This is a genomic window from Arthrobacter sp. 9E16, assembly GCF_002929435.1.
In the GTDB taxonomy this organism is placed as follows: Bacteria; Actinomycetota; Actinomycetes; order Actinomycetales; family Micrococcaceae; genus Arthrobacter_B; species Arthrobacter_B sunyaminii.
This window is the reverse complement of the sequence record NZ_PJIU01000002.1, coordinates 271,891-297,733: the sequence shown is the minus strand read 5'-3', so window position 1 is coordinate 297,733 and position 25,843 is coordinate 271,891. Positions and strand designations below refer to the sequence as shown.

Here is a 25,843-nt window from a genome sequence, read left to right as displayed (position 1 = left end):
CCTTCGAAGGCCCGGCGGCAGCGTTGTCCACAACGCAGACGCCGGGCCTTCTGTTTTGTCCCCGGGTCGGCGAAGGTGGGCGCATGCCCGCAACCCTGTTTCCCTGTCCCGGGGTACTGCCGGCCTTCACATCCACCGGTGGTGCCCTGTTCTTTGCGGGCGGTTCTTTTTCCAGTGTCGAGCTGCAGGCCATGGAGCGCGACGGATTGCTGCGCTGGCTTTATGCGGACAGCTACGTGCGCTGGGACATTGAACCGGACCCGGTGTGCCGGGCGCTGGCTGCCGCCCATGCCCTGCCCGCCCGGCTCCGCGGGAAAATCATGCTGGGACGGTTCACTGCAGCCTGGATTTACGGTTGTGCGCCTGCTCCCCGGCGGCTCCAGCTGCTGGTTGACCACCGCAGCCGCACCACGGCCCTGCCGCCGTTCAGCGCCGCCGTGCTGCACGAGGTGCATCTGGACAGTGAAGACGGCATGGAGATTGCCGGCATCACCGTCACCACTCCCCTGCGCACTGCCTCGGATCTAGCCAGGCACGGCCCGGAAGAGGAGGCCGTTCAGGCACTGCTGGCGATCGCCGCGAATCCGGTGCTTGGCTGTCCCCTGGCAGCGGTCCGCGGCGCGGTGGAAGCCGGCCCCCGGCAGCCGGGAAAATCAGCAGCCCTGCGCCGCGTGGACCTCGCGATCGACCAGGCGCAGCGGGACCAGGCTCCTCCGGCAGGACCGGCAGGACCGCCGGATCAGACGCGCCGCCGGGAGCCCGTGGTGCGGTAGACGTCGAACACGCCGTCGATCTTCCGCACCGCGCTGAGAATGTGGTCGAGGTATTTCGGATCGCCCATCTCAAAGACAAATTTTGACATGGCAACGCGGTCACTCGAGGTGTTCACGCTGGCCGAGAGGATGTTCACGTGGTTTTCCGACAGCACCCGGGTGACGTCGGACAGCAGGCTCTTGCGGTCCAGCGCCTCCACCTGGATCTCCACCAGGAAGACCGAAGACTGGGTGGGCGCCCATTCCACCGGCACAATGCGGTCCGGCTGGTCCCGGAGTTCCGACACGTTGCGGCAGTCGCTGCGGTGCACCGACACGCCCGAACCGCGGGTGACGAAGCCGATGATGGGATCCGGCGGCACCGGGGTACAGCACCGGGCCAGCTTGACCCACACGTCTCCGACTCCGCGCACGGTCACGCCCGAGTCGGTGAACTTGGGCCGGCGGGCCGCGGTGGAAACCGGTGTTTCCGCCAGGTCCTCTTCGGCCCCCTGATGACCGCCCATCAAGGCAACCAGGTGTTCGATCACGTTCTGCGCGGAGGTGTGTCCGTCCCCGACGGCGGCATACAGTGCCGAAATGTCCTGGTGGTGCAGTTCCTGCGCCACGGTCACCAGCGCGTCGTGGGTCATCAGGCGCTGCAGCGGGAGGTTCTGCTTGCGCATCCCCCGGGTCAGCAGGTCCTTGCCCTTGTCGATCGCCTCTTCACGGCGTTCCTTGGTGAACCACTGCCGGATCTTGTTCCGGGCACGCGGACTCTTGACGAACCCCTGCCAGTCCTGGCTTGGACCGGCACCTTCGGCCTTGGAGGTGAAGATCTCCACCCAGTCGCCGTGTTCGAGCTCGCTGTTCAGCGGCACCAGTTTGCCGTTGACGCGGGCGCCAATGGTCCGGTGACCCACTTCGGTATGCACGGCGTAGGCAAAGTCCACCGGGGTGGATCCGGCCGGCAGGGCCATGACCTCGCCCTTGGGCGTGAAGACGAAAACTTCACGGGCGTTGATTTCGAAGCGCAGCGAATCCAGGAATTCATCCGGATCGGAGGTTTCCTGCTGCCAGTCAACCAGGGACCGCAGCCAGCCCATGTCATTGTTGTCGGCGCCGACGGGTGTCTTGGAGCCGTCCTTGTACTTCCAGTGTGCAGCCACGCCGTATTCTGCGCGCCGGTGCATGTCATGGGTGCGGATCTGGATTTCCACGGGCTTGCCGCCGGGACCGATCACCGTGGTGTGCAGTGACTGGTACATGTTGAACTTCGGCATGGCGATGTAATCTTTGAACCGCCCGGGCAGCGGGTTCCATCGGGCATGCAGGGCGCCCAGGGTGGCGTAGCAGTCCCGCACGGAGTCCACGAGGACCCGCACGCCCATCAGGTCATGGATGTCGTCGAAGTCTTTGCCGCGAACGATCATCTTCTGGTAGATCGAGTAGTAGTGCTTCGGCCGGCCGGTGATGGTGGCCTTGATCTTCACCGCGTGCAGGTCATCGGCGATCTGCGTCCGCACGGTGGACAAGTACTTTTCCCGCTCGGGGGTGCGGTCCCCGACCATACGCACAATTTCGTCATACACCTTCGGGTGCAGGGCCGCGAAGGACAGGTCTTCCAGCTCCCACTTGATGGTGTTCATGCCCAGCCGGTGGGCCAGCGGAGCGAAAATTTCCAGTGTCTCGCGGGCCTTCCGGGCGGAGGACTCCTGCGACACGAAACGCCAGGTGCGGGCGTTATGCAGCCTGTCGGCCAGTTTGATGACCAGGACGCGGATGTCCTTGGCCATGGCGACCACCATTTTGCGCACCGTTTCGGACTGGGCCGCATCACCGAAAGTGACCTTGTCCAGCTTGGTGACGCCGTCCACCAGCATGGCCACTTCCGGGCCGAACTCGCGGCGCAGCTCATCCAGGGTGTAGCTGGTGTCCTCGACGGTGTCATGCAGAAGGGCCGCAGCCAGCGTGGTGCCGGTCATGCCCAGCTCCGCGAGGATGGTGGCCACTGCCACCGGGTGCGTGATGTAGGGATCGCCGCTCTTGCGCTTCTGTCCCTCATGGCTGCGCTCGGCGACCAGGTACGCCCGCTGGATCAGGTCCAGGTCCTCTTTGGGGTTATTAACCCGAACGGTGCGAAGCAACGGCTCCAGCATGGGTGAGTAGCCGGAGCTGCCACGGCCTGCCAGCCGGGCCAGCCGGGCTCTCGTAGACGTTCTGCGGCCGGGCGAGGGACGCGCGGGCACAGGCTTGGGGGCGCCTGGGCCGGCGGCTCCGGCAGGCACTGCGTCGGTTGCCTTTCCGTCTGCGCGGGGAGCGGGATTGGGCGTCATTGCGGGCTTGGGCGGCTGTCCGGTGCGGGATGACTGGGCCAGCTGCGGTGCAGCAGCAGGAACCCGGGCAGCGGGATTAGCCTTTACAGGTGTTCCCGTGGCTCCGTCTGCACCCGCCTTGTCGGCCGGTTTCTCGCTCTCGCCCACTGCTGCCCTCTCTGAGACGTTTATCGACCTTTTCCACTTTATGCGCTGCCGTTCCCCCAAGTCACGGCGCAAGCTAAGCGAAATAGTCTTCGGTTCAAGTCTATGCCTGTGCATACAGCTCGCCGTACCACCGGGGATGCCCCGACGTGTCCCTGTATACAGAAGACCTCCGGGGCGGTGCACCAATCAAGGAATGCACCGTTCCGGAGGTCTTTTGCCGATTGCGGCTGCTTTTCCCCGCAGCGCCCCGGCAGCGTTAGCGCCCGGTGGAGACCTCCGTGGCGCCGGCCGGAACTGCTGTCGCAGCAGCTTCCTTGGCTTCCTGCGCCCGGCGTTCCTTGACGCGTTTGGCCTGCCGGACAATCTCCGGCTCGTTCCGGCGCAGCCAGGCGTACATCGGGGCCGCAATGAACACGGTGGCCACGGTGCCCAGGATGATGCCGATGAACAGCGCGAGGGACAGATCCTTGAGCGTTCCGGCTCCCAGCAGGAACGCACCGATGAACAGTACGGATGCCACCGGAAGGACTGCCACCACCGAAGTGTTGATAGACCGGACCAGGGTTTGGTTCACGGCCAGGTTCACCTGTTCCATGAAGGTGCGCTTGGTGCTCTTGTCCAGGTTCTTGGTGTTTTCCCGGACCTTGTCGAAAACCACCACCGTGTCATACAGGGAGTAGCTGAGCACCGTCAGGAAGCCGATGATGGCCGACGGCGTGACTTCGAAGCCGCTGAGTGAGTACAGGCCGGCTGTGGTCACCATGACCACCAGCAGCGCAGTGATGGCAGCCAGGGACATCTTCCAGGTGCGGAAGTACAGGGCCATCAGCACTGCAGCCAGGGCCACGAAGACGATAAGCCCGATCAATGCCTGCCGGCTCACGTCCTGGCCCCAGGTGGGGCCGATGAACGTGGACGTCACCTGGTCTTCTTCAACGTCATAGGCCTGTGCCAGGTTGTCCTTGATTTCAAGGGTCTGGTCATCGCTGAGCTGCTCGGTCTGCACCCGCACGGTGCCGGGTGCGATGTTGGTGATGCGCGCCTCGCTGGCCACCTCGCCAACGGCTTCTTCTCCTGTGGAGATGTCGGTGTTGGCCGCACCCGACACGGTGAATTCGGAGCCGCCGCGGAAATCGATGCCGAGGTTGAAGCCGCCCTTGGCAACCGGGATGAGGATGGAAATAATGACGGCCACTGCCGCAATCAGGAACCAGAGCTTGGCCTTGGGCACAAACGGGTAGGAGCGCTTGCCGGTGTAAAGCTCATTGCCGAAAGTGGCAAAGCGGGGGAGCTTGCTCATTCCTAGCCCTCCTTCTCTGTGCTGGGGCCGGATCCGGCCATTGATTCCTGTTTTTCGGCTGCCCGTCGCTCGGCAATAGTCATCCGGCGTTCCGCTTCCTTGGAAGCAGCCTTGTTCTTGGTGCGGACCGGAACTGTTCCGGGTTCGCGGATGCGGCCGGCACCGCGGTACAGCGGCACGGCACCCAGGCGGGTGGTGTCCAAGCCGGACCATTTATGGCCTTCGCCGAAGAACTTCGTGCGGGCCAGCAGCACCATGGTGGGATGCGTGAACATGAACACCACAATGAGGTCGGCAATCGCGGTCAGGCCCAGGGTGAACGCGAATCCGCGGACATTGCCCACGGCTACGAAATAGAGCACGACGGCGGCGAGCACGTTCACTGCCTTGGACGCCAGCACGGTGCGCTTGGCACGCTTCCAGCCGTTGTCGACGGCGGAGACGAGCCCGCGCCCGTCGCGCAGTTCATCACGTATTCGCTCGAAGTAGACGATGAAGGAGTCGGCCGTCTGGCCAATGGCCACGATCAGACCGGCCACGCCGGCCAGGGAGAGCCGGTAGTTCTGCGACCAGCCGAGCAGGCAGATGGCGAGGTAGGTCAGGAGACCGGCAACCACCAGGGAGATGATGGTGACGAAGCCCAGGGCACGGTACTGGAACAGCGAGTACACCGCCACCAGGGCCAGGCCGATGATGCCCGCGATGAGCCCCATCTTGAGCTGGTCGGCGCCCAGGGTGGCCGAGACCTGCTGTTCGCTCTGGATATCGAAGCTGATCGGCAGCGCACCGTACTTCAGCTGCTCGGACAGCGCCTTTGCTGACTCCTGGGTGAAGTTGCCGGTGATGCGGGGCTTTCCGTCGGTGATGACGCCCTGCACCGTGGGTGCGGAGATGACCTGGCCGTCCAGCACAATGGCGAACTGGTTGTGCGGGTCACCCTGCTGGAAGGCAAAGAGACGCTCAGTTACGCCCTTGAAAACTTCGGTGCCCTCACCGTTGAACTCGATGTTCACGCCCCACTCGTTGATCGAGGCGCCCTGGCTGCTGGTGGACAGGCCGAAGGTGGCATTGGCGATGTTGGAGCCGGGAACTTCCACCGGGCCGAGGATGTACTTGGCTCCGGTGCCCGGTTCGCAGGTGATCAGCGGCTGGTCGGCCGGGGCCGCTTCCGTGGACGCTTCCAGCGTGGCCGGATCCGTGCAGTCCGTGCTTTCGAATTCACGGTACAGCTCGGGGGTGATCCAGTTGTCGTCAGACGCGTTGGCCGGCTCGCCGGCGGGCTTGGGCAGCTGCTCATCCGGAAGCGGTGTTTCAACGGGGGTGCCGGCTGCAATTGCGAGCACCGGGCGGAACTCCATCTGCGCCGATGCCTGGATCAGCTGGCGTGTCTCAGCCGAGGGAACGCCGGGAAGTGAGACCACAACGTTGCGTCCGGACTGCGTGGTGATCTCTGCCTCGGACACACCGCTGCCGTCCACGCGCTGGCGGATGATTTCCACGGCCTGGTCCAGCTGTTCCTGGGTGATGTCGGCACCGCCCTGAACCTGGGGTGCCAGGATCATTTCGGTGCCGCCCTCGAGGTCAAGGGCAAGTTTGGGGGTCCAGCTGGCGTTGCTCCACATGGAACCGCCGCCGAGTAAAAGGGCCAGAGCAGCAAAAATGACGCCCAACCAGAGGAGCGTCTTTTTAGCGGCCGAGCCGGGGCCGGTACGAGGCATAGAGGATAGTCCTTCTAGGGTGAGACACACCGGAGGCAAGGTTGACTCCGGAGGGGCCCGCGGAGAGTCTTCATCCGCAGGCCCGTGGAGAGTCTAGTTCTCTTTTTTGTTTTCGCGGTTCAGGCGTTCGAGTGTTTCCTCGGGCGTCTCATCGGGATGCGCAGCCGAGTCGTCGCGGCGAACCGGGTCAGCGGTGCGGGGGGCGTCGTCGGCCTGGTCCGCAGCCGTGAGCGATGAAGCGTCGTCGGGAACTACGGGAGCTTCCTCCTCAACGGCGGGCTCCGTGGTGACAACCTTGGTCAGTGCCTGTAGGTGAACGGTGGCGGTGTTGCCCGGGGAAAGCTCCAGGACCGCTTTGTTCTCCTCGGAGTTGATCGACAGGATGGTGCCGAACAGTCCGAACTGGGTCATCACTTCGGTTCCGGGAACCATCTGGGTCCGCTGCTGCTGAACCGTCTGCTGCGTCTTCTTCTGCTTGCGGAACATCATGAAGATGAACAGGGCCAGCAGGATGGGCAGCAGGAGGCTGCTGAAGCTGAAACCTCCGGCGTTCTGATCGGCGGTGGTTTGGGCCATGACGTTTAAGAACACAGAGTGGTTCCGTTTCTGTTGTGGAGATGGTGTGCAGATATCGCAGGGCGGGAAGCCCGGGTCAACGAATGACCAGTCTAGAGGTAAAACGTCCGCAGCGGCGGAAAAGTTTCTCCCTGTACTGCATTTTCGCTCCCCCGGCCGGTATCCTCAACCGGTCCTGGCACAGAGCGCACCCGCTGCGGCCTGCCCGCTAGGACTCCTCGGCCCCGGCCTCCGCGGACGTATTGGTCCCGGGTCCGGAGAACATGTTCTCCGGCAGGTTCGCTGCAACATTTTCAGGCATCTCCAGGCCGAGGTGCTCCCAGGCGGCACGGGTTGCCACCCGGCCACGCGGTGTCCGCCCAAGCAGGCCTTCGCGCACCAGATACGGCTCGGCGACGGTTTCCACCGTTTCCGGTTCTTCGCCGACGGCGATGGCCAGGGTGGACAGACCCACCGGGCCGCCGTTGAACTTGGTGACGAGCGCGCGCAGCACTGACCGGTCCAGCCGGTCCAGTCCGCGGGCATCCACCTCATACATGTCCAGGGCGGCTCCGGCCGTCCGGGCGTCGATCTGGTCCACACCGTGCACCAGCGCCCAGTCCCGCACCCGGCGCAGCAGCCGGTTGGCAATTCGGGGAGTGCCGCGGGAACGCCCGGCCACTTCGGCGAACCCGGCGGAGTTGACCTTCATGTCCATCAGCATGGCGGAGCGGCGCAGGACCAGTTCCAGTTCGTCAGTGGAATAGAACTCCAGGTGTCCGGTGAAGCCGAAGCGGTCCCGCAGCGGACCCGGCAGGAGCCCCGCTCGGGTGGTGGCTCCCACGAGGGTGAACGGCGGCAGGTCCAGCGGAATGGCGGTGGCTCCGGCACCCTTGCCCACGATGATGTCCACGCGGAAATCTTCCATGGCCATGTAGAGCATTTCTTCGGCGGGCCGGGACATCCGGTGGATTTCGTCGAGGAACAACACCTCCCCCTCAGTGAGGGAGGACAGGATGGCGGCAAGGTCTCCGGCGTGCTGGATGGCCGGGCCGGAGGAAATGCGCAGCGGCGCGTTCATTTCGGCGGCGATGATCATGGACAGGGTGGTCTTGCCCAGTCCGGGCGGTCCGGACAGCAGCACATGGTCGGCACTGCGGCCGCGCAGCCGGGATGCCTCCAGCACCAGGGAGAGCTGCTCGCGCACGCGCTTCTGGCCCACGAAGTCATCCAGGTTCTTGGGCCGCAGGGCGGCCTCGATGGCCTTGTCATCCGGGTCGCCGGTGGGGGCAACCAGTCCGTCGCCGGGCAGGATGGACACGTCAGCTCACCTGCTGGCGGGGAGCACGCGCCCGGGCGCCGTCGGTGCCCAGCCGGCGGAGCGTCAGTTTCAGAATTTCGCCCACGTTCCCGCCGGCGGCAACGTCCGGAGCTTCAGCGACGGCGGCGTCGATGGCAGCGTTGGCGTCCTTCTCCGACCAGCCCAGCCCGGTCATGGCGGCCAGGACCTGATCCTGCCAGCGTGCTGCCGCCGGGCTGTCGGCCGTTCCCAGCGGCACAAGCTTGTCGGCGAGCTCCAGCACAATCCGGCGGGCACCCTTGGGCCCGATGCCGGAGACCTTGCTGAAGGCCTTGTCATCGCCGGTGGATGCGGCCACGCGGATGGCTTCGGGGGTGTGGACCGCCAGGACGGCGAGGGCGATGCGCGGGCCAACGCCGCTGACGCTGAGCAGCGTTTCGAAGACTTCGCGCTGGTCCGCGTCGGTGAAACCGTAGAGGGTCATGGAGTCCTCGCGGACAATCATGGCGGTCTGCACCAGGGCTTCGCGCCCCACATGCAGGGAGCTCAGCGTTTGCGGCGTGGCCTGGACCAGCATGCCCATGCCGTTGACGTCGATCACCGCCGAATGCAGGCCGACGTGCGTTACTGTCCCGCGCAGGGATGCGATCATGACAAAACTCCAGGGGCTGTGTAGAACATATCTACGAATAGCCTACTGTGTGCCGGCGCTGATCCCGGTTCCGGCGCGCTGTGCTCAGCGCCGGGCACGTGCCTCCGCCTCGGCCCAGAGCCGCTGGGCCGGTGTCAGCCCGCTGGTCGGCGGCCTCACAACGGCCCGCGCCCCGGACGCCGATCCCGCCGTCGTCTGCCCCGGTCCGGCCACCGAGCGCCGCCAGGCGTGGGTGATGGCCAGCGCCAGGGCATCGGCGGCGTCGGCGGGCTTGGGCGGGGCGTCCAGCCGCAGGATCTTGGTGACCATCTTCCCCACCGCGTCCTTGTTGGCCGAACCGGACCCCGTGACCGCTGCCTTAACCTCGGTGGGCGTGTGCAGGGCCACAGGAATTCCGCGCCGGGCCGCCGCCGCAATAACGACGCCGGAGGCCTGGGCGGTGCCCATGACCGTGCTGACATTGAGCTGGCTAAAGACGCGTTCCACGGCCAGAACATCCGGTTTATGGGTGTCCAGCCACAGGTCAATGGCGTCGGAGATGACCAGCAGCCTGCCGTCCAGGGCGGTTCCCGCCTCGGTGCCGACCACTCCGACGGCCACCAGGGTGGCGCGGCGGTTGCGTTCAACGTCGACCACGCCCAGCCCGCACCGGGTCAGGCCCGGGTCAACACCCAGGACGCGCAGGCTCACCTACGGCTCAGTCGTCTTCGAGCTGGGCAAAGACCTCGGCGGAGATGTCCGCGTTGGAGTAGACATTCTGTACGTCGTCAAGATCCTCCACGGCGTCCACGAGCTTGAGGAACTTCCGCGCGTTGTCCGCGTCGAGCTCCACGTGCATGGAGGGCAGGAACTCGGCCTCGTCCGTGTCGTACTCGATGCCGGCTTCTTCGAGCGCGGCAACAACGGCACGCAGGTCCGCGGCTTCGGAGATGATCTCGAAGTTCTCGCCGGATTCCTTGACCTCGTCAGCGCCGGCGTCCAGCACGGCCATCAGCAGATCGTCCTCGGTGAGGTCCTTCTTGGGCAGCGTGACAACGCCCTTGCGGGTGAACATGTAGGCCACCGATCCGGGGTCTCCCATGTTGCCGCCGTTGCGGGTCACGGCCAGGCGCACCTCGGAGGCCGCACGGTTCTTGTTGTCCGTGAGGCACTCGATCAGCAGGGCGGTGCCCTGCGGGCCGTAGCCCTCGTACATGATGGTCTGGTAATCGACGGCTTCACCGAGCAGGCCGGCACCGCGCTTGACGGCGCGGTTGATGTTGTCGATGGGCACAGAGGTCTTCTTGGCCTTGGACACCGCGAGTTCCAGGCCGGGGTTGCCGGCCATGTCGGCGCCGCCCGCGCGGGCCGCAACTTCGATGTTCTTGATCAGCTTGGCAAACGACTTTGCACGCTTGGCGTCAATGACGGCCTTCTTGTGCTTGGTGGTTGCCCATTTAGAGTGGCCCGACATCTACGCTTCTCCTCTGATGATCTGGATAAAAAGTTCATGGATCCGGCTCTCCCCCGTTACCTCCGGATGGAACGAGGTGGCCAGCAGGTTTCCAGAACGCACTGCCACAATTCTAGCGACGAATTCCTCAGCGGACGCATGACCATGCCTCTGCGGCGGAACCTGGGCCAGGACCTCGACGGAATTGCCGGTCTTTTCCACCCAGGGCGCACGGATAAAAACAGCGTGCACCGGAGGCATGGAAAGGGCACCAGTTGCAGACGGCAGGCGTTCCAGGCCCTTGAAATCCAGCAGGGTTTCGAAGGACTCCCGCTGGCGGCCAAACGCGTTGCGGCGCACGTCCATGTCCAGCCCGCCCAGAGTCTGCTGCGGTTCGCCGGTTCCGCTGCGGGCCGGATCCGAAATGCGGTCTGCGAGCAGGATCATTCCGGCGCAGGACCCGTAGACCGGAAACCCGTTACGGATCCGTTCCTGCAGCGGGCCGTAAACACCGAAGGTCCGCATCAGTTTGTCGATGGTGGTGGACTCGCCGCCGGGCAGCACCAGCCCGTGGAGCCCGTCCAGTTCCTTGGGACGACGAACCGGAACCGCAGTGGCTCCCACTGCCGCCAGTGCAGCCGCATGCTCGCGGACCCCGCCCTGCAGCGCCAGCACACCCACCCGCAGGGAACCTTCGCTTGTCATCGGGCCAGTCTACGGTTCAGATGCCCCGGCGGAGGGCAACCGGAAGAAGGTCCGCGGAGCTCCTTGCGATATATTCATAAATCATGAGTTCTTTCTCCGTCCTGACAGGCAAGCTGGTCCGCAGTGCCTCCAAACTGCGCGGCGGCGGCTCCGCACTGCCCGGCCTGGTGGTGGAGAAAATCGACCCCGATTTCATCCGCCGCACGCTGGCTGATCTTCCGCTCGGTGTTGCCGTGGTGTCCGGCACCAACGGCAAAACCACCACCACCAAAATGGTGGTGGAGCTGCTCGAAAGCCAGGGCCTGAAGGTCTTTACCAACCGCACGGGCAGCAACTTCACCCGCGGTGTCGCCGCGGCCCTGCTCGGCGAGGTGGACTGGCGCGGACGCCTGGATGCCGACGTCGCCGTCCTGGAACTTGATGAAGCGCATGCCGTGCACTTCGTGAAGCTGATCCAGCCGCGTTATTCACTGCTGTTGAACGTCCTGCGGGACCAGCTGGACCGTTTCGGTGAGATCGACAAGACCACCCGTCTGCTGGAGGCCATTGCCAAGGCCACCACCGGCACCGTGGTCCTGAACCGCGAAGACCCGCGCGTGGCCGGCATTGCAGCCTCCCTGGACAAGCAGGAGGTCCGCTACTTCGGCCTCCACGAGTCCCTGCGCAGCACCTTCCCGAACGACGACGAGATGCGCGGCTCCTCGGCCGAAGCCGCGGCAGCTGTGCTGCCCGCCGACGTCGTGCTGGAGCGTGTGGCCGAAACCGACGCGGACTTCCGCGTGGACAACACCGTGGTCACCACCGGTTTGAAGCTGCGCGGGGTCTACAACATCTTCAACGCGGCCGCCGCGCTGGCGCTGGCCCGCGTGATCGCCGGTCCGCAGGCCAATTCCGAGGCCCTCTTCACGGCGCTGTCCAACGTGGAACCCGCGTTTGGCCGCGGCGAGTCGCTGGTGGTCAACGGCCAGCCGCTGGAACTGGTGCTGGTCAAGAACCCCAGCGGTTTCCGGCTGGGCCTGAAGTCCTTCGCGGCCCACGGATACTCCACCATGATCGCGATCAACGACAACTACGCCGACGGCCGGGACATGTCCTGGCTGTGGGACGTGGATTTCGAAACCCTCGCCGAGAACGGCGTGGACATGGTCACCGGCGTGCGTGCCTATGACATGGCGCTGCGGCTGAAGTACGACGACGTGCCGGTGGCCGCCATTGATCCGGACATCACCGATGCACTGAAGAAGTTCATCGCGTCCTCCGGGTCCTCCCCCATGCGCATTTTCTGCACGTACACGGCCATGCTGGCCGTTCGGCGCGAACTTTCCAAGATCACGACAGTAGAGGTGGTCTCATGAGCGAGGCGCACAACCCCGCGGCCGGAGAAGACCGGACCATCAACATCCTGCAGCTGTACCCGCGGGAGATGAACATCTACGGCGACTGGGGCAACGTCCTGGTCCTGAAGCAGCGCCTGAAATGGCACGGCTACACTGCCAACGTCCTGGAATACAACGTGGGCGACGAGTTCCCGGCGGACGTTGACCTGCTGGTGGGCGGCGGCGGACAGGACAGCGGGCAGGTGGTCATCCAGGACGATCTGCAGGCAATTGCCCCGACCCTGCGCGCCATGGCCGAAGACGACCTGCCGATGCTCGCCATCTGCGGGCTTTACCAGCTGTTCGGCAACTTCTTCAAGACCCACACCGGGACCGTGATTCCGGGCATCGGACTGCTGGACCTGGAGACCCACGGCGGCACCGAACGGCTGATCGGCAATGTCCTGTCGGTGAGCGAGGAATTCGGTGAAATCCACGGCTACGAGAACCACTCCGGCCAGACGTTCCTGGGTTCGGGCGTGCGTCCGCTGGCCGAGGTCCGCAAGGGCGAAGGCAACAACTCCAAGGACAACTGGGAGGGTGCCCGCTACCGCAACGTGGTGGCCAGCTACCTGCACGGTTCCCTGCTGCCCAAGAACCCTGCCATTGCGGACTTCCTGCTTCAGCAGGCCGTGATCCGCAAGTTCGGTTCCTTTGAGCCGCGGCCGTCGTCAGCCGAGGATCTAGCGGAGCTGGCGAAGCTCTCGGAGCTGGCCCGGCAGCACGCCTCGCAGCGCCCCCGGTAGAACCGAGTCTGGAACCAGCGCCGCTTCCTCTACTCCGTGCCGGCGCGCCGGAGCCGCACGGCTGCGACCGCAAAACACACTGCACCTGCAGTCAGTGCCAGGACGGTAACGAGGCGAGCGGTCCCGAAATCCTCGAACAGTCCCGGCGTCAGGATGACGGCCAGCGCTCCGAGCAACGCTGCACCAATAATGAAGAACGCCGGCCGGTACTCACGGGTTGTGTTCATGCCACGGAGCCTACCCGCCGTCGGAGTACCCGGCGAATCTGCCTCCGGCAGGTGCGTACCTGCCGGCAGCCCTCCCCAATCTTGCCAACCCTAGCCCGATCTGCTGCCCGGATCCTTCGTGCAGCTAACGGGGCTTGCCTCAATCCTTCGGGCAGATAACGGGCTCAAACCAGCGGATTCCGCCCCTTTGGGCCCGTCAACTGCACGAAGGAATCTGGAGGCGCGCTCTTGGGCGCATTATCTGCACGAAGAAATCCAGAGATAGGGTTTTAGGCCCGCCATCTGCACGAAGGAATCCCAAAGCAGATCTCCGGATTGCCCCGGTCGAAAGAGTCAGCGCACCGGATCCGTGGAGACCAGCCATTCATGGGCGCCGGCGTCGGCAGCACCCATGGACTCGACCACGCCAATGGTCCGGGCACGCACCGCAGCCTGGTGTTCGGGTGTTGCGCAGGCCCCCTGGGGCAGGTCGGCAGCGACGGAGCACCAGCGGTAGGGGTCCCGGACGATCACGGACGGAGCCCACGCCAGGTCAGTGACGGACCAGGCGCCGTCGTCGTCCTGTCCGAACTGGGCGCGCAGGATCAAGCCCTCATTGTTGACGTCATACCAGGGCGACAGCTCGGTGACGGAGTTGCCCAGGCCGTAGGCGATCCAGGTTCCGTTGTAGTTTTCGATGGGCAGCACGGAGTGGCTGTGATGGCCGTAAATGAAATCGAACTCTCCGCTGTCAGCCAGGGCATGGGCCACCTCCACCTGCTGCGCGTTGGGAACGGAGGCGTATTCGTCCCCGGCGTGCACCGCTCCCACCACGACGTCGGCACCGGCGGCCCGGGCGGCCTTGGCTTTGGCGATCATCACCGCAGGATCCAGCAGGTCCACCTGCCAGTCAAAGTCCGCGGTCATCCCGTTCAATCCGTAGGTGGCCTCGACAACGGAAACCCTGGCGGCGGGAGTTTGCAGGATGAAGGGCTTCGCAGCGTCCGCCTCCGAGGCATACGAGCCGGTGTGCGGCAGGCCCAGCGCGTCCAGTACGCCGAGGGTCCGGTTGAGTCCGGCGGTTCCGGCGTCCACGGTGTGGTTGCTGGCGGTGGTGCAGGCGTCATAGCCCACGTCCCTGGCCGCAGTCAGGATCTGCGGCGGAACGTTGAACAGCGGATACCCGGTGTAGGGGCCGTCCGCTTCTGCGACGGGTGTTTCCATGTGGCAGATACCCAGATCCGCCGAGTCCAGATAGGCCCGCTTGCCTTCGAGCAGCGGTGTAAAGTCAAGCGGCATCTTCCCGGAGGCCGCGGCGTCGGCACCGGCCTGGGTCCAGAGCTGCGGATGCACCAGCAAATCTCCGGCCACCATCATCGAGAAGCACCGCACCGCCGCGCACTCCTCCCCCAGTCCGGGGGTGGGAGTAGGAACGGCGCCGGCAGCTGTTCCGGATGAACCGGGATCGGAGGCAGTTGCCGAGGCCGAGGCGGCAGACGGGTCCGGTGCGGAACTCGACGCGGAATTGGATGCCGGTGCGTCAGTGTCCGGAGACGGTGCCGCCGGTGCACAGCCGGCTGCAGCGGCAAGCAGGAGCAGTGCAGCAGCGGCTTTGCCCCTGGCAGCTGCTCGGCCCTTTGCTCCGGCGGCCAACCCAAATCCGATGCTGCGCATACCCATAAAGTGCTCCCCCGTGTGACACATTCAGCCCAAAGACCGCCCCGCGCAGTCCCGCCAAGCGTACGACGGCGTTTCTGTTGTTCGCGTCACTGAGCGTGTGCGAGTCTTGACGCTTATGAGTAACCCTTTCCTGCACACCAGCACCCTGCCCTACCAGCTCCCGCCGTTTGAGCAGATCACTCCCGATGATTTCCTCCCCGCCTTCAAGACCGGCTTCGAGGAAAACCTCATGGAAATCGACGCCATAGCGGCAAACAGCGACACCCCGGATTTTGAGAACACCATCGCGGCAATGGAGCGCGCCGGTCAGACGCTGGCCCGCACGGCCTACGTTTTCTTCACGTTCGCGGCGGCGGATGCAACCGAGCAGATCCAGGCGATCCAGCAGGAGGTCGGGCCGCAGCTGGCTGAGCACGAGGACAGCATCTATCTCAACAAGGCCCTCTTCGAACGGGTCAGTGCCGTCTCCACCGACGGATTGGATGAGGAATCCGCCCGTTTGGTATCCGAGTACCGCCGCAGCTTCATCCGCGCCGGAGCCCAGCTCGACGACGAAGGACAGGCGCGCATGCGAAAGCTGAATGCCCGGCTGTCAGTGCTGGGCACCGAATATGCGCAGAAACTGCTGAAGGACACCAACGAATCGGCGCTGCTGGTGACTGACGCTGCTGAACTGGACGGCTTGTCCGACGACGATATCGCCTCGGCGGCAGCGGCCGCCGCTGAGGCAGGCTGGGCCGGGGCAGGCAAGGAAAAGTACCTGCTATCCCTGGTTCTGCCGACCTCGCAGCCGGCGCTGGCTTCCCTCACCAACCGGGACACCCGCCGGCGCCTCCTCGAGGCTTCCCTGAACCGCGGTTTCCGGAACAACAGCGAGAATACGCTGGGGATTGCCGCCGAAATGGCGGCGCTGCGTGCTGAGCGGGCTGAACTCCTGGGCTTCGCAAACCACGCCGAGTTCGCCACCGACAACCAGACGGCTCCGTCCCTGGAGGCCATCCACGCGACGCTCGGGAAGCTGGCCCCGCCGGCGGTCCGCAATGCACAGGCCGAGGCGGAACTGCTGCGCGAGGCTGCGGCCCGGGACGGCGTCGAGGACCTGCAGGCCTGGGACTGGTCCTACTACTCCGAGCAGGTGCGGCGCGAAAAGTTCAGTGTGGACCGCGCGGCACTGCGGCCCTACTTCGAGCTGGAACGGGTCCTGAAGGACGGCGTTTTCTACGCTGCCAACCGGCTGTACGGCGTGACCTTCACCGAACGCCCGGACCTGGCCGGCTACCACCCGGACGTCCGGGTCTGGGAAGTCAAAAACGAGGACGGTTCAGGGCTGGGATTGTTCCTGGGTGACTATTACACCCGTGACACCAAGGCCGGCGGCGCATGGATGAACTCACTCGTGCACCAGTCCTCGCTGCTGGGAACCGCCTCCGTGGTCATCAACAACCTCAACATCGCCAAGCCGGCCGCCGGAGAGCCAACCCTGCTGTCCTTCGACGAAGTGGTGACAGCTTTCCACGAATTTGGCCACGCCCTGCACGGCCTCTTCTCGGATGTCACCTACCCGCAGTTCTCCGGCACCGCCGTTCCCCGTGACTTCGTGGAGTATCCCTCCCAGGTAAACGAGATGTGGATGCTGTGGCCCGAGGTCGTGGCGAACTTCGCCAAGCATTACGCCACCGGCGAGCCGCTCCCCCAGGACGCCATCGACCGGATCGATGCAGCCTCCACCTGGGGTGAAGGCTTCGGCACCACGGAGTACCTGGGTGCCACGCTGCTTGATCTTGCCTGGCACGAGCTGGCGCCGGGAGAAACAGTGCAGGACCCCGAAGCGTTCGAGGCCGAGGCCTTGGAACGTGCCGGCGTCGCCCTGGATTTGGTGCCCCCGCGTTACCGGTCCGGCTACTTTAAACACATTTTCGCCGGCGGCTACGCGGCCTCCTACTACGCGTACATCTGGAGCGAAGTGCTGGACGCTGACACCGTGGAGTGGTTCAAGGAAAACGGCGGACTGACACGGGAGAACGGGGACCGGTTCCGCCGCGAACTGCTCGCCCGGGGCAACAGCATTGATCCGCTGCAGTCCTTCCGGAACTTCAGGGGCCGGGAAGCAGCCATTGAGCCGCTGCTGCACCGCCGCGGCCTGGCCTGATCCGCCATGGTCACCATTGCCGCCTGCCAGGAGCTGCATCAGGACTGGCTGAGAAACCTGGCCGGCGTCACCCGCGGCCGTACCTTCTCCACCCATGAGTCGGACTGGGCGTGGCTGCCGGCGAGGCGGCAGCTGGTGCTGCTGTACCCGCAGCGGATTTCACCGGCCGGAATTCGTCCCGGCCTGGCCGAGGGCATGCGGCTCGGTGCCCAAAGCGTTTCCGTATGGATGAACAACGCGGCAAGCTACGCACCTTTGGAGGCGTTCGGTTTCCGCAGGGGTCCGCAGCCGCTGTGGATGAGCGCCCCCGTGTCCGCGCCGCAGCAGTACAGCGCGGCCGCGGCGGCCCTGGACCCGGATCCTCCTGAGGTCACCGGGCCCGACGCCGACGAGCTTGCTGCCGGCCGTACCCACCCGCGCACCGCCTGGCACCTGACCACACGGGGTGACGGGAAGCTGACGGGCCGTGCCTGGGTGTACGAGCCGACCGCCGCCGACCAGCCGTCCAACACACCGGATCCAATCACCGGCAGGCCCGGCATTCCCGCGGCACCGGCACGGAAACCCCGCAAAGGATCCCTGGCCGGAATTTTCGGTTTGTCCGTTGGACCTTCCAGCCGGCGCAGCGGCTACGGTACGGCCCTGCTGAGCCGCGCGGCTGCAGTGGCAGCCGCTGCCGGCGCCGACCGGCTGGCCATCAATGCTGCACCGGGAGGCGCCGAACTGTGCGCGGCCCGGGGATTCGAACTGATCGGCCGCGGACAATACCTGTTCCTGGATCTGCGCTAAGCGGGCTACCAGCCGGGCGTCACCCGGCCGGTAGCCCGCTGGGCTCGGCCGGCTACCAGCCGCGTTCGGCCAGGCGGTGCGGCTGCGGGATCTCGTCCACGTTGATGCCCACCATGGCCTCACCGAGTCCGCGCGAGGCCTTGGCGACCTCATCGGCGTCGTCGAAGAAGGTGGTGGCCTTGACGATGGCTGCCGCACGCTGTGCGGGGTTGCCGGACTTGAAGATGCCCGAACCCACAAACACGCCGTCCGCGCCCAGCTGCATCATCATGGCGGCATCAGCGGGAGTGGCTATGCCGCCGGCAGTAAACAGCACCACCGGGAGTTTGCCGGCCGCGGCCACCTCTTTGACGAGCTCATAGGGGGCCTGTAGTTCCTTGGCCGCGACGTACAGTTCGTCCTCGGGGAGCGAGGACAGCCGGGCAATCTCGGAACGGATGGTGCGCATGTGCATGGTGGCGTTGGAAACGTCCCCCGTGCCGGCCTCGCCCTTGGAGCGGATCATGGCCGCGCCCTCGTTGATCCGCCGCAGGGCTTCGCCGAGGTTCGTGGCGCCGCAGACAAAGGGAACCGTGAATTTCCATTTGTCGATGTGGTTGGCGTAATCGGCCGGGGTCAGGACCTCAGATTCGTCGATGTAGTCGACACCGAGGGACTGCAGGACCTGGGCCTCCACAAAGTGCCCGATGCGGGCCTTGGCCATGACGGGAATGGAGACGGTGTCGATGATGCTGTCGATCATGTCCGGATCGCTCATCCTGGAGACGCCGCCCTGCGCGCGGATATCGGCAGGAACGCGCTCCAGTGCCATGACGGCCACGGCGCCGGCGTCTTCGGCAATGCGCGCCTGTTCGGCGGTGACCACATCCATGATCACACCGCCTTTGAGCATTTCGGCGATGCCGCGCTTGACCCGGCTGCTGCCGGTGATCGGAGACAGGGAACCGGACGCGGAAACAGGCACGGGCATGCCCTGGGGCTCTGGAATGTTCATGGAACTTCTCACCTTCGCGAAAAACCAATGCAGCGATCACTGCTGCCCCAAGCCTAGGCGTTCAACATCCCGTTAAGCAGACGGCCCGCCGCCGGATTGCTTCCGGTGACGGGCCGCTGGGAATTGCCTGTTTTGCTGAGGAGAATGCTGTGACTATCCGGCCTTGGGCAGCGCCTGCCGCCGAACCGCCAGCATCCGCTGGGCAATGGTGACGCAGCTGGCTGCGCAGAGGAGCACCAGGACCACCAGCAGCAGGATTTCGGGAACGCCCAGACCCACCAGGCCGGTGGCCACCAGCAGGGAGACTAGTCGTTCCGCGCGCTCGGCAATGCCCACGTTGGCGTTGAATCCCAGTGACTCCGCTTTGGCCCGGATGTAGGAAACCAGCATGCCCAGCACCAGGGCAATGATGGCGGCGATGCCGATGGCGTCGTTGTTGCCGCCGGTGAAGAACCAGATGCTCACGCCGGCAAACAGGGCGCCGTCGGCGAAGCGGTCCAGGGTTGAGTCCAGGAAACCGCCCCATTTTCCGGTCCGCGCCTGCTGGCGGGCCATGATGCCGTCAATGACGTCGGAAAAGATGAACGCGGTAATGAACAGGGTTCCCCAGAACAACTGTCCCAGCGGGTAGAACACCAGCCCACCGATCATCACGCCCAGCGTTCCGGCGATGGTGACCATGTCCGGTGTGATCCCGCGGCGCAGCAGCCAGCTGGCCAGCGGGGTGAAAACGGCAGTGAAGAATCCCCGCGCGTATTTATTGAGCACGGGTCAGTCCTCGCTTTCCTGGCCGGAGCCGCTGGCCGGCCAGGCGTCGGCCACCTGCTGCCGGACGTCGCCCAGCGTCTGGGTGATGGCCTTCGTCTGCGCGATGATCGGCAGGAAGTTTCCGTCCCCGCCCCAGCGCGGCACAATGTGCTGGTGCAGGTGGGCGGCGATACCCGCTCCCCCGGTGACGCCCTGGTTCATGCCCAGGTTGAAGCCGCTGGGGTTGGAAACTTTCCGCAGCACGCGCATGGCGGTCTGGGTCAGCGACGCAATCTCGGCCGTTTCCCGCTCATCAATGTCCGTGTAATCCGGCACGTGCCGGTACGGGCAGACGAGCAGGTGCCCGGCGTTGTACGGAAACAGGTTGAGGATCACAAAGGCGTACTTGCCGCGGTGGACAATCAGTGATTCCTCGTCGGAGCGGCCAGGCGCGGCACAGAACGGGCAGTTGTGCTCCGAGGAGACCTGTTCCTGCCCGCCCTTGATGTACGCCAGGCGGTGCGGCGTCCACAGGCGTGCAAATGAATCCGGCACGCCCGCAAGCTCGAATGAGTCGGTGACTGCGGCATCCCCGGGATAGGGACTGCCGCCGTCGTCCTGGCTGCTGTTTTCCATCTGCACTCCTGCCGCCGCCGTCCTACTTGTCCCGGTTCCGTACGGCTTCGACAATCCGCTTGACGGCCTCTTCCACGGGCACGCCGTTGTCCTGGCTGCCGTCGCGGAAGCGGAAGGACACTGCTCCGGCATCGGCATCGTCGCCGCCGGCAATCAGGACAAACGGAATCTTGTCCTTGGAGGCGGTGCGGATCTTCTTCGGGAAGCGGTCGGTTCCGGTGTCCACCTGGGCACGAATGCCGGCGGCCTTGAGCTTGTCGACGACGTCGAACATGTAGTCGTTGAACGCCTCGGCCACGGGGATGCCAACCACCTGAACCGGTGCCAGCCAGGCCGGGAACGCGCCGGCGTAGTGCTCGGTCAGCACTGCCATGAAGCGTTCCACGGAACCGAACAGGGCGCGGTGGATCATGACCGGACGCTGGCGGGTGCCGTCGGCGGCCTGGTACTCGAGCTCGAAGCGTTCGGGCAGGTTGAAGTCCAGCTGGATGGTGGACATCTGCCAGGTGCGGCCAATGGCGTCGCGGGCCTGGACGGAGATCTTGGGGCCGTAGAAAGCGGCTCCGCCCGGATCCGGGACCAAGTCCAGGCCGGATTCTTCGGCCACCTCGGCCAGGGTGCGGGTGGCTTCCTCCCACACGTCGTCGGAGCCGACGTACTTCTCCGGATCCTTGGTGGACAGTTCCAGGTAGAAGTCATCCAGGCCGTAGTCCTTGAGCAGGTCCAGGACGAAGTTCAGGGTGGTGGTCAGCTCGTCCTTCATCTGCTCGCGGGTGCAGTAGATGTGGGCGTCGTCCTGGGTCATGCCGCGCACGCGCGTCAGGCCGTGGATCACGCCGGACTTTTCGTAGCGGTACACGGAACCGAATTCGAACAGGCGCAGCGGCAGCTCGCGGTAGGACCGTCCGCGGGAGCGGAAGATCAGGTTGTGCATGGGGCAGTTCATCGGCTTCAGGTAGTAGTCCTGGCCGGGCTTGGTGACCTCGCCGGTCTCCGGGTCGGTGACCTCGTCCACGTGCATGGGAGGGAACATCCCGTCGCGGTACCAGTCCAGGTGGCCGGAGACCTCGTACAGGTGGCCCTTGGTGATGTGCGGGGTGTAGACGAACTCGTAGCCGGCCTCGGTGTGGCGCTGGCGGGAGTAGTCCTCCATGGCCTTGCGGATGATGCCGCCCTTGGGGTGGAACACCGGCAGGCCCGAGCCCAGTTCATCCGGGAAGGAGAACAGGTCCAGTTCGGTGCCCAGCTTGCGGTGGTCTCGGCGCTCGGCCTCGGCCAGGCGTTCCTGGTACGCCTTCAGGGCGTCCTTGGTGGGCCAGGCGGTGCCGTAGATGCGCTGCAGCTGCTGGTTCTTCTGGTCGCCGAGCCAGTAGGCGGCGGAGGAACGGGTCAGCGCAAAGGCGTTGGAGATCAGCTTGGTGTTCGGCAGGTGCGGGCCGCGGCACAGGTCGCACCAGATGACGTCGCCGGACTTGCGGTCCACGTTGTCGTAGATGGTGATTTCGCCGGCGCCGACCTCGATGTTCGCGCCCTCGCCGGCTTCGTCTGCGCCGTCCTTTTTGCCCAGCAGTTCCAGCTTGTACGGCTCATTGGCCATGGCTTCGCGGGCTTCTTCTTCACTCACCACGCGGCGGACAAATTTCTGGTTCGAGTTGATGATCTTCTGCATCATCTTCTCGAGGGTCTTCAGGTCCTCGGGGGTGAACGGCTCGGCAACGTCGAAGTCGAAGTAGAAACCGTCCTTGATGTACGGGCCAATGCCGAGCTTGGCGTCCGGGCGCAGCTGCTGCACGGCCTGGGCCATGACATGGGCGGTGGAGTGGCGCAGCACGTTCAGTCCGTCTTCGGAATCGATCGTCACGGCTTCAACGGCGGAGCCCGGGACAAGCTCCGTGTCCAGATCCTTCAGGACACCGTCCACGCGCATGACGACGACGTCGCGGCGGTCGAAGAACAGCTGAGCACCTGTGGTGCCAGTATCCACCGTGGTCTCCTCGTCGTTGACGATGAGGGTGAACTTCTCTGGCACTGACACGGTTGTCTCCTAGATTTCGTTGTATGGCGTCTGCGGCACGGCCTGGACACGGCCGGCTCTTTTCTGCGCCCCTTTGATGTTATCCGCTGGAGTTGGGCCCTACCAACCTGCCGCGCTGGGGACGGGGCAGCGGAAGCGAGGCAGTGTCCGCCAGGTTCCATGCTTCCAGGGCCTGCAGGCTCATGCCGCGCTCCCCGGTGCGGCGGGTCAGCCCCCGGATCAGCATCAGCTCGGTGCCGAAAAGGAGCGGACCGGTTTTCTCCTGTGCCTCGGTGAAGAACGTGCAGTCAACGCACCCGGTGCCGTCGTCGAGGCTGATGAACACCACCCGGCGGCCGCCGCGCATGGGCGGCGTTTGGGTGGCCACCCGGATGCCGGCCACGAGCACCTCGGAGCCGTTGCGCAGACCGATCAGGTCGCGGGCCTTGGTGACGCCCAGTTCGGCCAGCAGCGGACCGTAACTGTCGATGAGGTGGGCGCTGACGTCCACGGACAGCAGATCAAGTTCCGTGCGCACCTTCTCGCGCAGCGTTGGTTCGGGCAGTTCCGGCCGCAGGTTCTCCAGTTCGGTGTCGCCCAGCGGCAGCGCCAGCTGTCCGGGAATGGGATCGTATTTCCGCGGGGCCGGCCGCGGCGGCGCGGTGTCCAGATGGTGCAGCAGATCAGCGCGGGAGGCGCCGGTTCCGGTCTCCCGGGCCAGCGAATCGAAAGCTCCCAGGGAGGCCAGGCGCATCAGCGTAGCCCGCCCCACTCTTGCGCGGGCGCGCAGGTCGGCCAGGGAATCGTAGGGCTGGCCGGCGGTGATGCGCCGCAGCTCTGCCGCCGACAGTCCGTAGATCCCGGCCAGGCTCAGCCGGATGCCCAGCTTCGAAGGCCGGGCCGGATGCCCGGGTGTTGCCGGAACCGCCGGCACCCGTTCCACCCGGTACTGCGCGCCGCTGCGGTTGATGTCCAGCGGCAGGATGGGGATCCCCATCCGCCGGGCCTCCGCCACCAGCAGGCGGCGCGGATACATGCCCGGATCGTGTTCGAAGATCCCCGCCAGGAAGGCTTCGGGGTGGTGGGTCTTCAGCCACGCCGACTGGTAGGTGGGCACCGCGAAGGCTGCCCCGTGCGCCTTGCAGAAGCCGAAGCTGCCGAAGGCCTTCAGCGTGCCCCAGACCCTGTCGATGACTTCGGCGCCGTAGCCCCGCTTGGCTGCTTCGGTGCGGAAGAAGTCTTCCACTGACTTTTCGGCATCCTCGTTGCCCAGCAGCCGGCGCAGTTCGTCGGCCTTGGCCAATCCGCAGCCGGTGAACACGTCAAAGGTGCGCAGCACCTGTTCATGGAACACCGTCACCCCGTGCGTTTCCGCCAGGACCGGCCGCAGGGCTTCGTGCGGATACACCTCCGGGGACCAGCCGTGCCGGTGTTCCAGGAACGGGCGCACCATGTCGGATTTCATGGGTCCGGGCCGGAACAGAGAAATGTCGATGATCAGGTCGTTGAACTCCCGCGGGGCGAGCTTGCCGATCAATTCCCGCTGTCCCGGGGATTCGATCTGGAAGCATCCCAGCGTGTAGGTGCTGCAGATCAGGTCATACGTGGCAGGGTCGTCCAGGGGGACGGCGTCGAGGTCAATGGAGCCGTCCGCCAGCACATAATCGGGGCCGTTCCCCGCAGGCCCGGCGGAGTGCGCCCCGGCGCGGACGGTGTCTTCCTTGGTGGGATGCAGCCTGCGCACTTCCTGCAGCGCATAGGCCATGGCGCTTTGCATCCGCACCCCCAGCACGTCGAGTTTGAGCATGCCCATGGGATCCATGTCGTGTTTGTCGAACTGGGACATGGGCAGGCCCAGGCCGGAGGGCTGCACCGGCGTGCGGTCCAGCAGGGAGGTGTCCCCCAGGATCACGCCGCACGGGTGCATGGAAATGTGCCGCGGCAGCCGGTCCAGGCGTTCGGTCAGGTCCACCAGCAAATCCAGCTGCCGGTTGCCCTGGACCCTTTCCGCGATATCCCGCAGCTCCGGCTTTTCCGCGAGCGCTTCCCGGAACTTGCGGGCGGAGAAGCGCCACAGCTGTTTGGCCACGGCGCCAATGTCCTCTTCGGCCAGGCCCAGGGCCATGCCGGCGTCGCGCACCGCTCCGCGCGCCCGGTAACCGTTCTGCATGCTCATCAGGGTGACCCGTTCGGCGCCGAAGCGTTCAAAGATGCGGTGATAGACGTTGTGCCGCTGGGCACTTTCAACGTCTATGTCGATGTCCGGAAGGGTGGAACGGTCCCGGGAGAGGAACCGTTCAAAAATCAGGTCATGGGCCAGCGGGTTCACGTGGCTGATGCCCAGCAGATAGTTCACCAGTGAAGAGGCTCCCGAGCCCCGGGCTGCGGCACGCACGCCCATGCCGGTGATCATGGCGGAAACCTCGGCGACAGTCAGGAAGTAGGAGGCGAACCCGAGCCGTTCAATGATGCCCAGTTCATGGGCCAGCCGGTTGCGCAGCCGGGCTTCGGAGGCCGGATCCTGGGCGGGGAACCGGCGGCCGATGCCGGCTTCGCAGCGGCTTACCAGCTCGGCCATGGGTTCGGCGGCAATACCGATCACCGAGGCTTCCGGAACCACCGGCTGCTTCCAGCCCATGTCCCGGACCGGATCCATCCGGCAGGCGTCGGCGAGCGCTTCGGTGTCGCGGAGCATCCGGGATGCGCCCGCCGCTCCGTAGCCCGCCTCGTTGCTGATCTCGCGGGCAAGGGACTTCATCTGCGCGGCGCTCTTCAGCCAGCCCTGTCCGTTGGGCTGCAAATCCGGAAGCCGCCCCATGGAGGTCAGCGCCCGGGCTGCGTCCAGGACGTCGGCGGTGGCGGCGCCGTCGGCATCCACGTAGCGCACAGCGTTGGTGAGGATGGCCGGCAGCTGCATTTCATCCGCCAGGCGGAGCATGCGCACGGCGTGGGCCAGGCTGAGGTTGGTCCCCGGGGCGCTGAGGTGGGCCACCACCTCCACGGCAAGTGATGCGCGCGGCAGCGTCTCCTGCCAGCGGCGAAAGAGTGTGCGGGCGACGGCGTAGCTGCGGCTGCGCATGGCGGTGCCGACGTCGGAATGCGGTCCCACCAGGACGGTCAGGAGCGGCTCGTGATTAGTGTCACCGCCGGCTCCGGGGCCGCGGGCACTGGAGCCCCCACCGCCGTCGTCGCCCGCTGCCCGTGACGCCAGCTGCGCCATGGTCACCCCCACCGGTTTGCTGCCCTTGCGTGCCGCGGACGCTGAGGTGCCGGCGTGTGCATCGGAAATCAGCCGGCACAGCGCGCGGTAGCCGGCTCCCTGCCGACGGCCGCGGGCCAGGACAACAACTCTTCCGGTGACCGGCCGGGCACCGGAAGCATCCGGCTCCCCCAGCACCGCCAGGTCCACCCCCACGATCGGATCAATGCCGGCGTCCATGCAGGCGCGCAGGTGCTTGACCGTTCCGTACAGTCCGTCACGGTCGGTGCAGGCGAGCGCGTCTGCACCGTCGGCCGCAGCGGCCTGCGCCATTTCCTCCGGCCAGGACACTCCGTAGTGCGCGCTGAAGGCGGTGGCGGCATGCAGATGGGTGAAGCTCATATCCGGCA

Annotated in this window: 21 protein-coding genes; 5 read left to right on the top strand and 16 right to left on the bottom strand. The window is 65.5% G+C overall.

Annotated elements, in window-relative coordinates:
* The first annotated feature begins 83 nt into the window (after nucleotides 1-83).
* Complete coding sequence (locus tag CXR00_RS08120) at nucleotides 84-773, top strand: hypothetical protein (RefSeq protein WP_104054025.1); 690 nt, start codon at nucleotides 84-86, stop codon at nucleotides 771-773.
* Here the strand turns inward: CXR00_RS08120 and CXR00_RS08115 are convergent.
* From CXR00_RS08115 to pdxT, 9 genes are all read right to left on the bottom strand, one after another.
* Entirely contained in the window at nucleotides 740-3,088 is a 2,349-nt protein-coding gene (locus CXR00_RS08115; RefSeq protein ID WP_308470500.1) for a bifunctional (p)ppGpp synthetase/guanosine-3',5'-bis(diphosphate) 3'-pyrophosphohydrolase, read from the bottom strand. The two genes, CXR00_RS08120 and CXR00_RS08115, sit on opposite strands and share 34 nt — an antisense overlap.
* Nucleotides 3,089-3,491: 403 nt before the next feature.
* On the bottom strand, nucleotides 3,492-4,535 hold the full coding sequence (gene secF / locus CXR00_RS08110) for a protein translocase subunit SecF (protein ID WP_104054024.1): 1,044 nt from the start codon (nucleotides 4,533-4,535) through the stop codon (nucleotides 3,492-3,494).
* A 2-nt stretch (nucleotides 4,536-4,537) separates the two neighbouring features.
* Nucleotides 4,538-6,253 (bottom strand): protein translocase subunit SecD, encoded by a 1,716-nt coding sequence (secD, locus tag CXR00_RS08105; RefSeq protein WP_104054023.1) that lies wholly within the window; start codon nucleotides 6,251-6,253, stop codon nucleotides 4,538-4,540.
* 93 nt (nucleotides 6,254-6,346) lie between these two features.
* On the bottom strand, nucleotides 6,347-6,829 hold the full coding sequence (gene yajC / locus CXR00_RS08100) for a preprotein translocase subunit YajC (protein WP_104054022.1): 483 nt from the start codon (nucleotides 6,827-6,829) through the stop codon (nucleotides 6,347-6,349).
* Nucleotides 6,830-7,037: 208 nt separating this feature from the next.
* Nucleotides 7,038-8,120, bottom strand: a complete 1,083-nt coding sequence (gene ruvB / locus CXR00_RS08095; protein ID WP_104054792.1) for a Holliday junction branch migration DNA helicase RuvB — start codon at nucleotides 8,118-8,120, stop codon at nucleotides 7,038-7,040.
* A gap of 10 nt (nucleotides 8,121-8,130) precedes the next feature.
* Nucleotides 8,131-8,760 (bottom strand): Holliday junction branch migration protein RuvA, encoded by a 630-nt coding sequence (gene ruvA, locus CXR00_RS08090; protein WP_104054021.1) that lies wholly within the window; start codon nucleotides 8,758-8,760, stop codon nucleotides 8,131-8,133.
* Between the two features lie 84 nt (nucleotides 8,761-8,844).
* Nucleotides 8,845-9,450, bottom strand: coding sequence for a crossover junction endodeoxyribonuclease RuvC (ruvC, locus tag CXR00_RS08085; protein ID WP_104054020.1), 606 nt, complete (start codon nucleotides 9,448-9,450; stop codon nucleotides 8,845-8,847).
* Nucleotides 9,451-9,457: 7 nt separating this feature from the next.
* On the bottom strand, nucleotides 9,458-10,213 hold the full coding sequence (locus CXR00_RS08080; protein WP_104054019.1) for a YebC/PmpR family DNA-binding transcriptional regulator: 756 nt from the start codon (nucleotides 10,211-10,213) through the stop codon (nucleotides 9,458-9,460).
* Nucleotides 10,214-10,897, bottom strand: a complete 684-nt coding sequence (gene pdxT / locus CXR00_RS08075; protein WP_104054018.1) for a pyridoxal 5'-phosphate synthase glutaminase subunit PdxT — start codon at nucleotides 10,895-10,897, stop codon at nucleotides 10,214-10,216. It lies immediately after the preceding gene.
* Between the two features lie 83 nt (nucleotides 10,898-10,980).
* Between pdxT and CXR00_RS08070 the strand changes: the two genes are divergently transcribed.
* Together CXR00_RS08070 and CXR00_RS08065 are read left to right on the top strand one after the other, a co-directional pair.
* Complete coding sequence (locus CXR00_RS08070; RefSeq protein WP_104054017.1) at nucleotides 10,981-12,252, top strand: Mur ligase family protein; 1,272 nt, start codon at nucleotides 10,981-10,983, stop codon at nucleotides 12,250-12,252.
* A complete protein-coding gene (locus tag CXR00_RS08065) occupies nucleotides 12,249-13,019 on the top strand; it encodes a type 1 glutamine amidotransferase (RefSeq protein WP_104054016.1) in 771 nt (256 codons plus the stop codon). The genes CXR00_RS08070 and CXR00_RS08065 overlap by 4 nt, the downstream gene beginning before the upstream one ends.
* Before the next feature lie 29 nt (nucleotides 13,020-13,048).
* Here CXR00_RS08065 and CXR00_RS08060 read toward each other — a convergent pair whose 3' ends face one another.
* Entirely contained in the window at nucleotides 13,049-13,246 is a 198-nt protein-coding gene (locus CXR00_RS08060) for a hypothetical protein (protein ID WP_104054015.1), read from the bottom strand.
* A 333-nt stretch (nucleotides 13,247-13,579) separates the two neighbouring features.
* A complete protein-coding gene (locus CXR00_RS08055; RefSeq protein WP_104054014.1) occupies nucleotides 13,580-14,899 on the bottom strand; it encodes a CapA family protein in 1,320 nt (439 codons plus the stop codon).
* A gap of 121 nt (nucleotides 14,900-15,020) precedes the next feature.
* On the opposite strand from CXR00_RS08055, the gene CXR00_RS08050 reads away from it, so the two are divergent.
* A complete protein-coding gene (locus tag CXR00_RS08050) occupies nucleotides 15,021-17,054 on the top strand; it encodes a M3 family metallopeptidase (protein ID WP_104054013.1) in 2,034 nt (677 codons plus the stop codon).
* A 6-nt stretch (nucleotides 17,055-17,060) separates the two neighbouring features.
* Nucleotides 17,061-17,843 (top strand): GNAT family N-acetyltransferase, encoded by a 783-nt coding sequence (locus CXR00_RS08045; protein WP_104054012.1) that lies wholly within the window; start codon nucleotides 17,061-17,063, stop codon nucleotides 17,841-17,843.
* A 52-nt stretch (nucleotides 17,844-17,895) separates the two neighbouring features.
* On the opposite strand, the gene pdxS is transcribed toward CXR00_RS08045, so the two are convergent.
* From pdxS to CXR00_RS08020, 5 genes are all read right to left on the bottom strand, one after another.
* Entirely contained in the window at nucleotides 17,896-18,813 is a 918-nt protein-coding gene (gene pdxS, locus CXR00_RS08040; RefSeq protein ID WP_104054791.1) for a pyridoxal 5'-phosphate synthase lyase subunit PdxS, read from the bottom strand.
* Nucleotides 18,814-18,990: 177 nt separating this feature from the next.
* Nucleotides 18,991-19,605 carry a phosphatidylinositol phosphate synthase gene (gene pgsA, locus CXR00_RS08035; protein ID WP_104054011.1) on the bottom strand — a complete coding sequence of 205 codons (615 nt, stop codon included), beginning with the start codon at nucleotides 19,603-19,605 and terminating at the stop codon, nucleotides 18,991-18,993.
* 3 nt (nucleotides 19,606-19,608) lie between these two features.
* Nucleotides 19,609-20,220 carry an HIT domain-containing protein gene (locus tag CXR00_RS08030; RefSeq protein ID WP_104054010.1) on the bottom strand — a complete coding sequence of 204 codons (612 nt, stop codon included), beginning with the start codon at nucleotides 20,218-20,220 and terminating at the stop codon, nucleotides 19,609-19,611.
* Nucleotides 20,221-20,242: 22 nt separating this feature from the next.
* Nucleotides 20,243-22,255, bottom strand: a complete 2,013-nt coding sequence (thrS, locus tag CXR00_RS08025) for a threonine--tRNA ligase (protein WP_104054009.1) — start codon at nucleotides 22,253-22,255, stop codon at nucleotides 20,243-20,245.
* A gap of 79 nt (nucleotides 22,256-22,334) precedes the next feature.
* Nucleotides 22,335-25,835: a DNA polymerase III subunit alpha gene (locus CXR00_RS08020; protein WP_104054008.1), complete on the bottom strand. Its 3,501-nt coding sequence runs from the start codon at nucleotides 25,833-25,835 to the stop codon at nucleotides 22,335-22,337.
* Nucleotides 25,836-25,843 lie beyond the last annotated feature (8 nt).

Bases quoted from the DNA above. Each gene is read 5' to 3' on its own strand.
- CXR00_RS08120 (WP_104054025.1), top strand. From the start codon at position 84: ATGCCCGCAACCCTGTTTCCCTGTCCCGGGGTACTGCCGGCCTTCACA.
- CXR00_RS08115 (WP_308470500.1), bottom strand. From the start codon at position 3,088: ATGACGCCCAATCCCGCTCCCCGCGCAGACGGAAAGGCAACCGACGCA.
- secF (WP_104054024.1), bottom strand. From the start codon at position 4,535: ATGAGCAAGCTCCCCCGCTTTGCCACTTTCGGCAATGAGCTTTACACC.
- secD (WP_104054023.1), bottom strand. From the start codon at position 6,253: ATGCCTCGTACCGGCCCCGGCTCGGCCGCTAAAAAGACGCTCCTCTGG.
- yajC (WP_104054022.1), bottom strand. From the start codon at position 6,829: ATGGCCCAAACCACCGCCGATCAGAACGCCGGAGGTTTCAGCTTCAGC.
- ruvA (WP_104054021.1), bottom strand. From the start codon at position 8,760: ATGATCGCATCCCTGCGCGGGACAGTAACGCACGTCGGCCTGCATTCG.
- CXR00_RS08080 (WP_104054019.1), bottom strand. From the start codon at position 10,213: ATGTCGGGCCACTCTAAATGGGCAACCACCAAGCACAAGAAGGCCGTC.
- pdxT (WP_104054018.1), bottom strand. From the start codon at position 10,897: ATGACAAGCGAAGGTTCCCTGCGGGTGGGTGTGCTGGCGCTGCAGGGC.
- CXR00_RS08070 (WP_104054017.1), top strand. From the start codon at position 10,981: ATGAGTTCTTTCTCCGTCCTGACAGGCAAGCTGGTCCGCAGTGCCTCC.
- CXR00_RS08065 (WP_104054016.1), top strand. From the start codon at position 12,249: ATGAGCGAGGCGCACAACCCCGCGGCCGGAGAAGACCGGACCATCAAC.
- CXR00_RS08060 (WP_104054015.1), bottom strand. From the start codon at position 13,246: ATGAACACAACCCGTGAGTACCGGCCGGCGTTCTTCATTATTGGTGCA.
- CXR00_RS08055 (WP_104054014.1), bottom strand. From the start codon at position 14,899: ATGCGCAGCATCGGATTTGGGTTGGCCGCCGGAGCAAAGGGCCGAGCA.
- CXR00_RS08050 (WP_104054013.1), top strand. From the start codon at position 15,021: ATGAGTAACCCTTTCCTGCACACCAGCACCCTGCCCTACCAGCTCCCG.
- CXR00_RS08045 (WP_104054012.1), top strand. From the start codon at position 17,061: ATGGTCACCATTGCCGCCTGCCAGGAGCTGCATCAGGACTGGCTGAGA.
- pdxS (WP_104054791.1), bottom strand. From the start codon at position 18,813: ATGCCCGTGCCTGTTTCCGCGTCCGGTTCCCTGTCTCCGATCACCGGC.
- CXR00_RS08030 (WP_104054010.1), bottom strand. From the start codon at position 20,220: ATGGAAAACAGCAGCCAGGACGACGGCGGCAGTCCCTATCCCGGGGAT.
- CXR00_RS08020 (WP_104054008.1), bottom strand. From the start codon at position 25,835: ATGAGCTTCACCCATCTGCATGCCGCCACCGCCTTCAGCGCGCACTAC.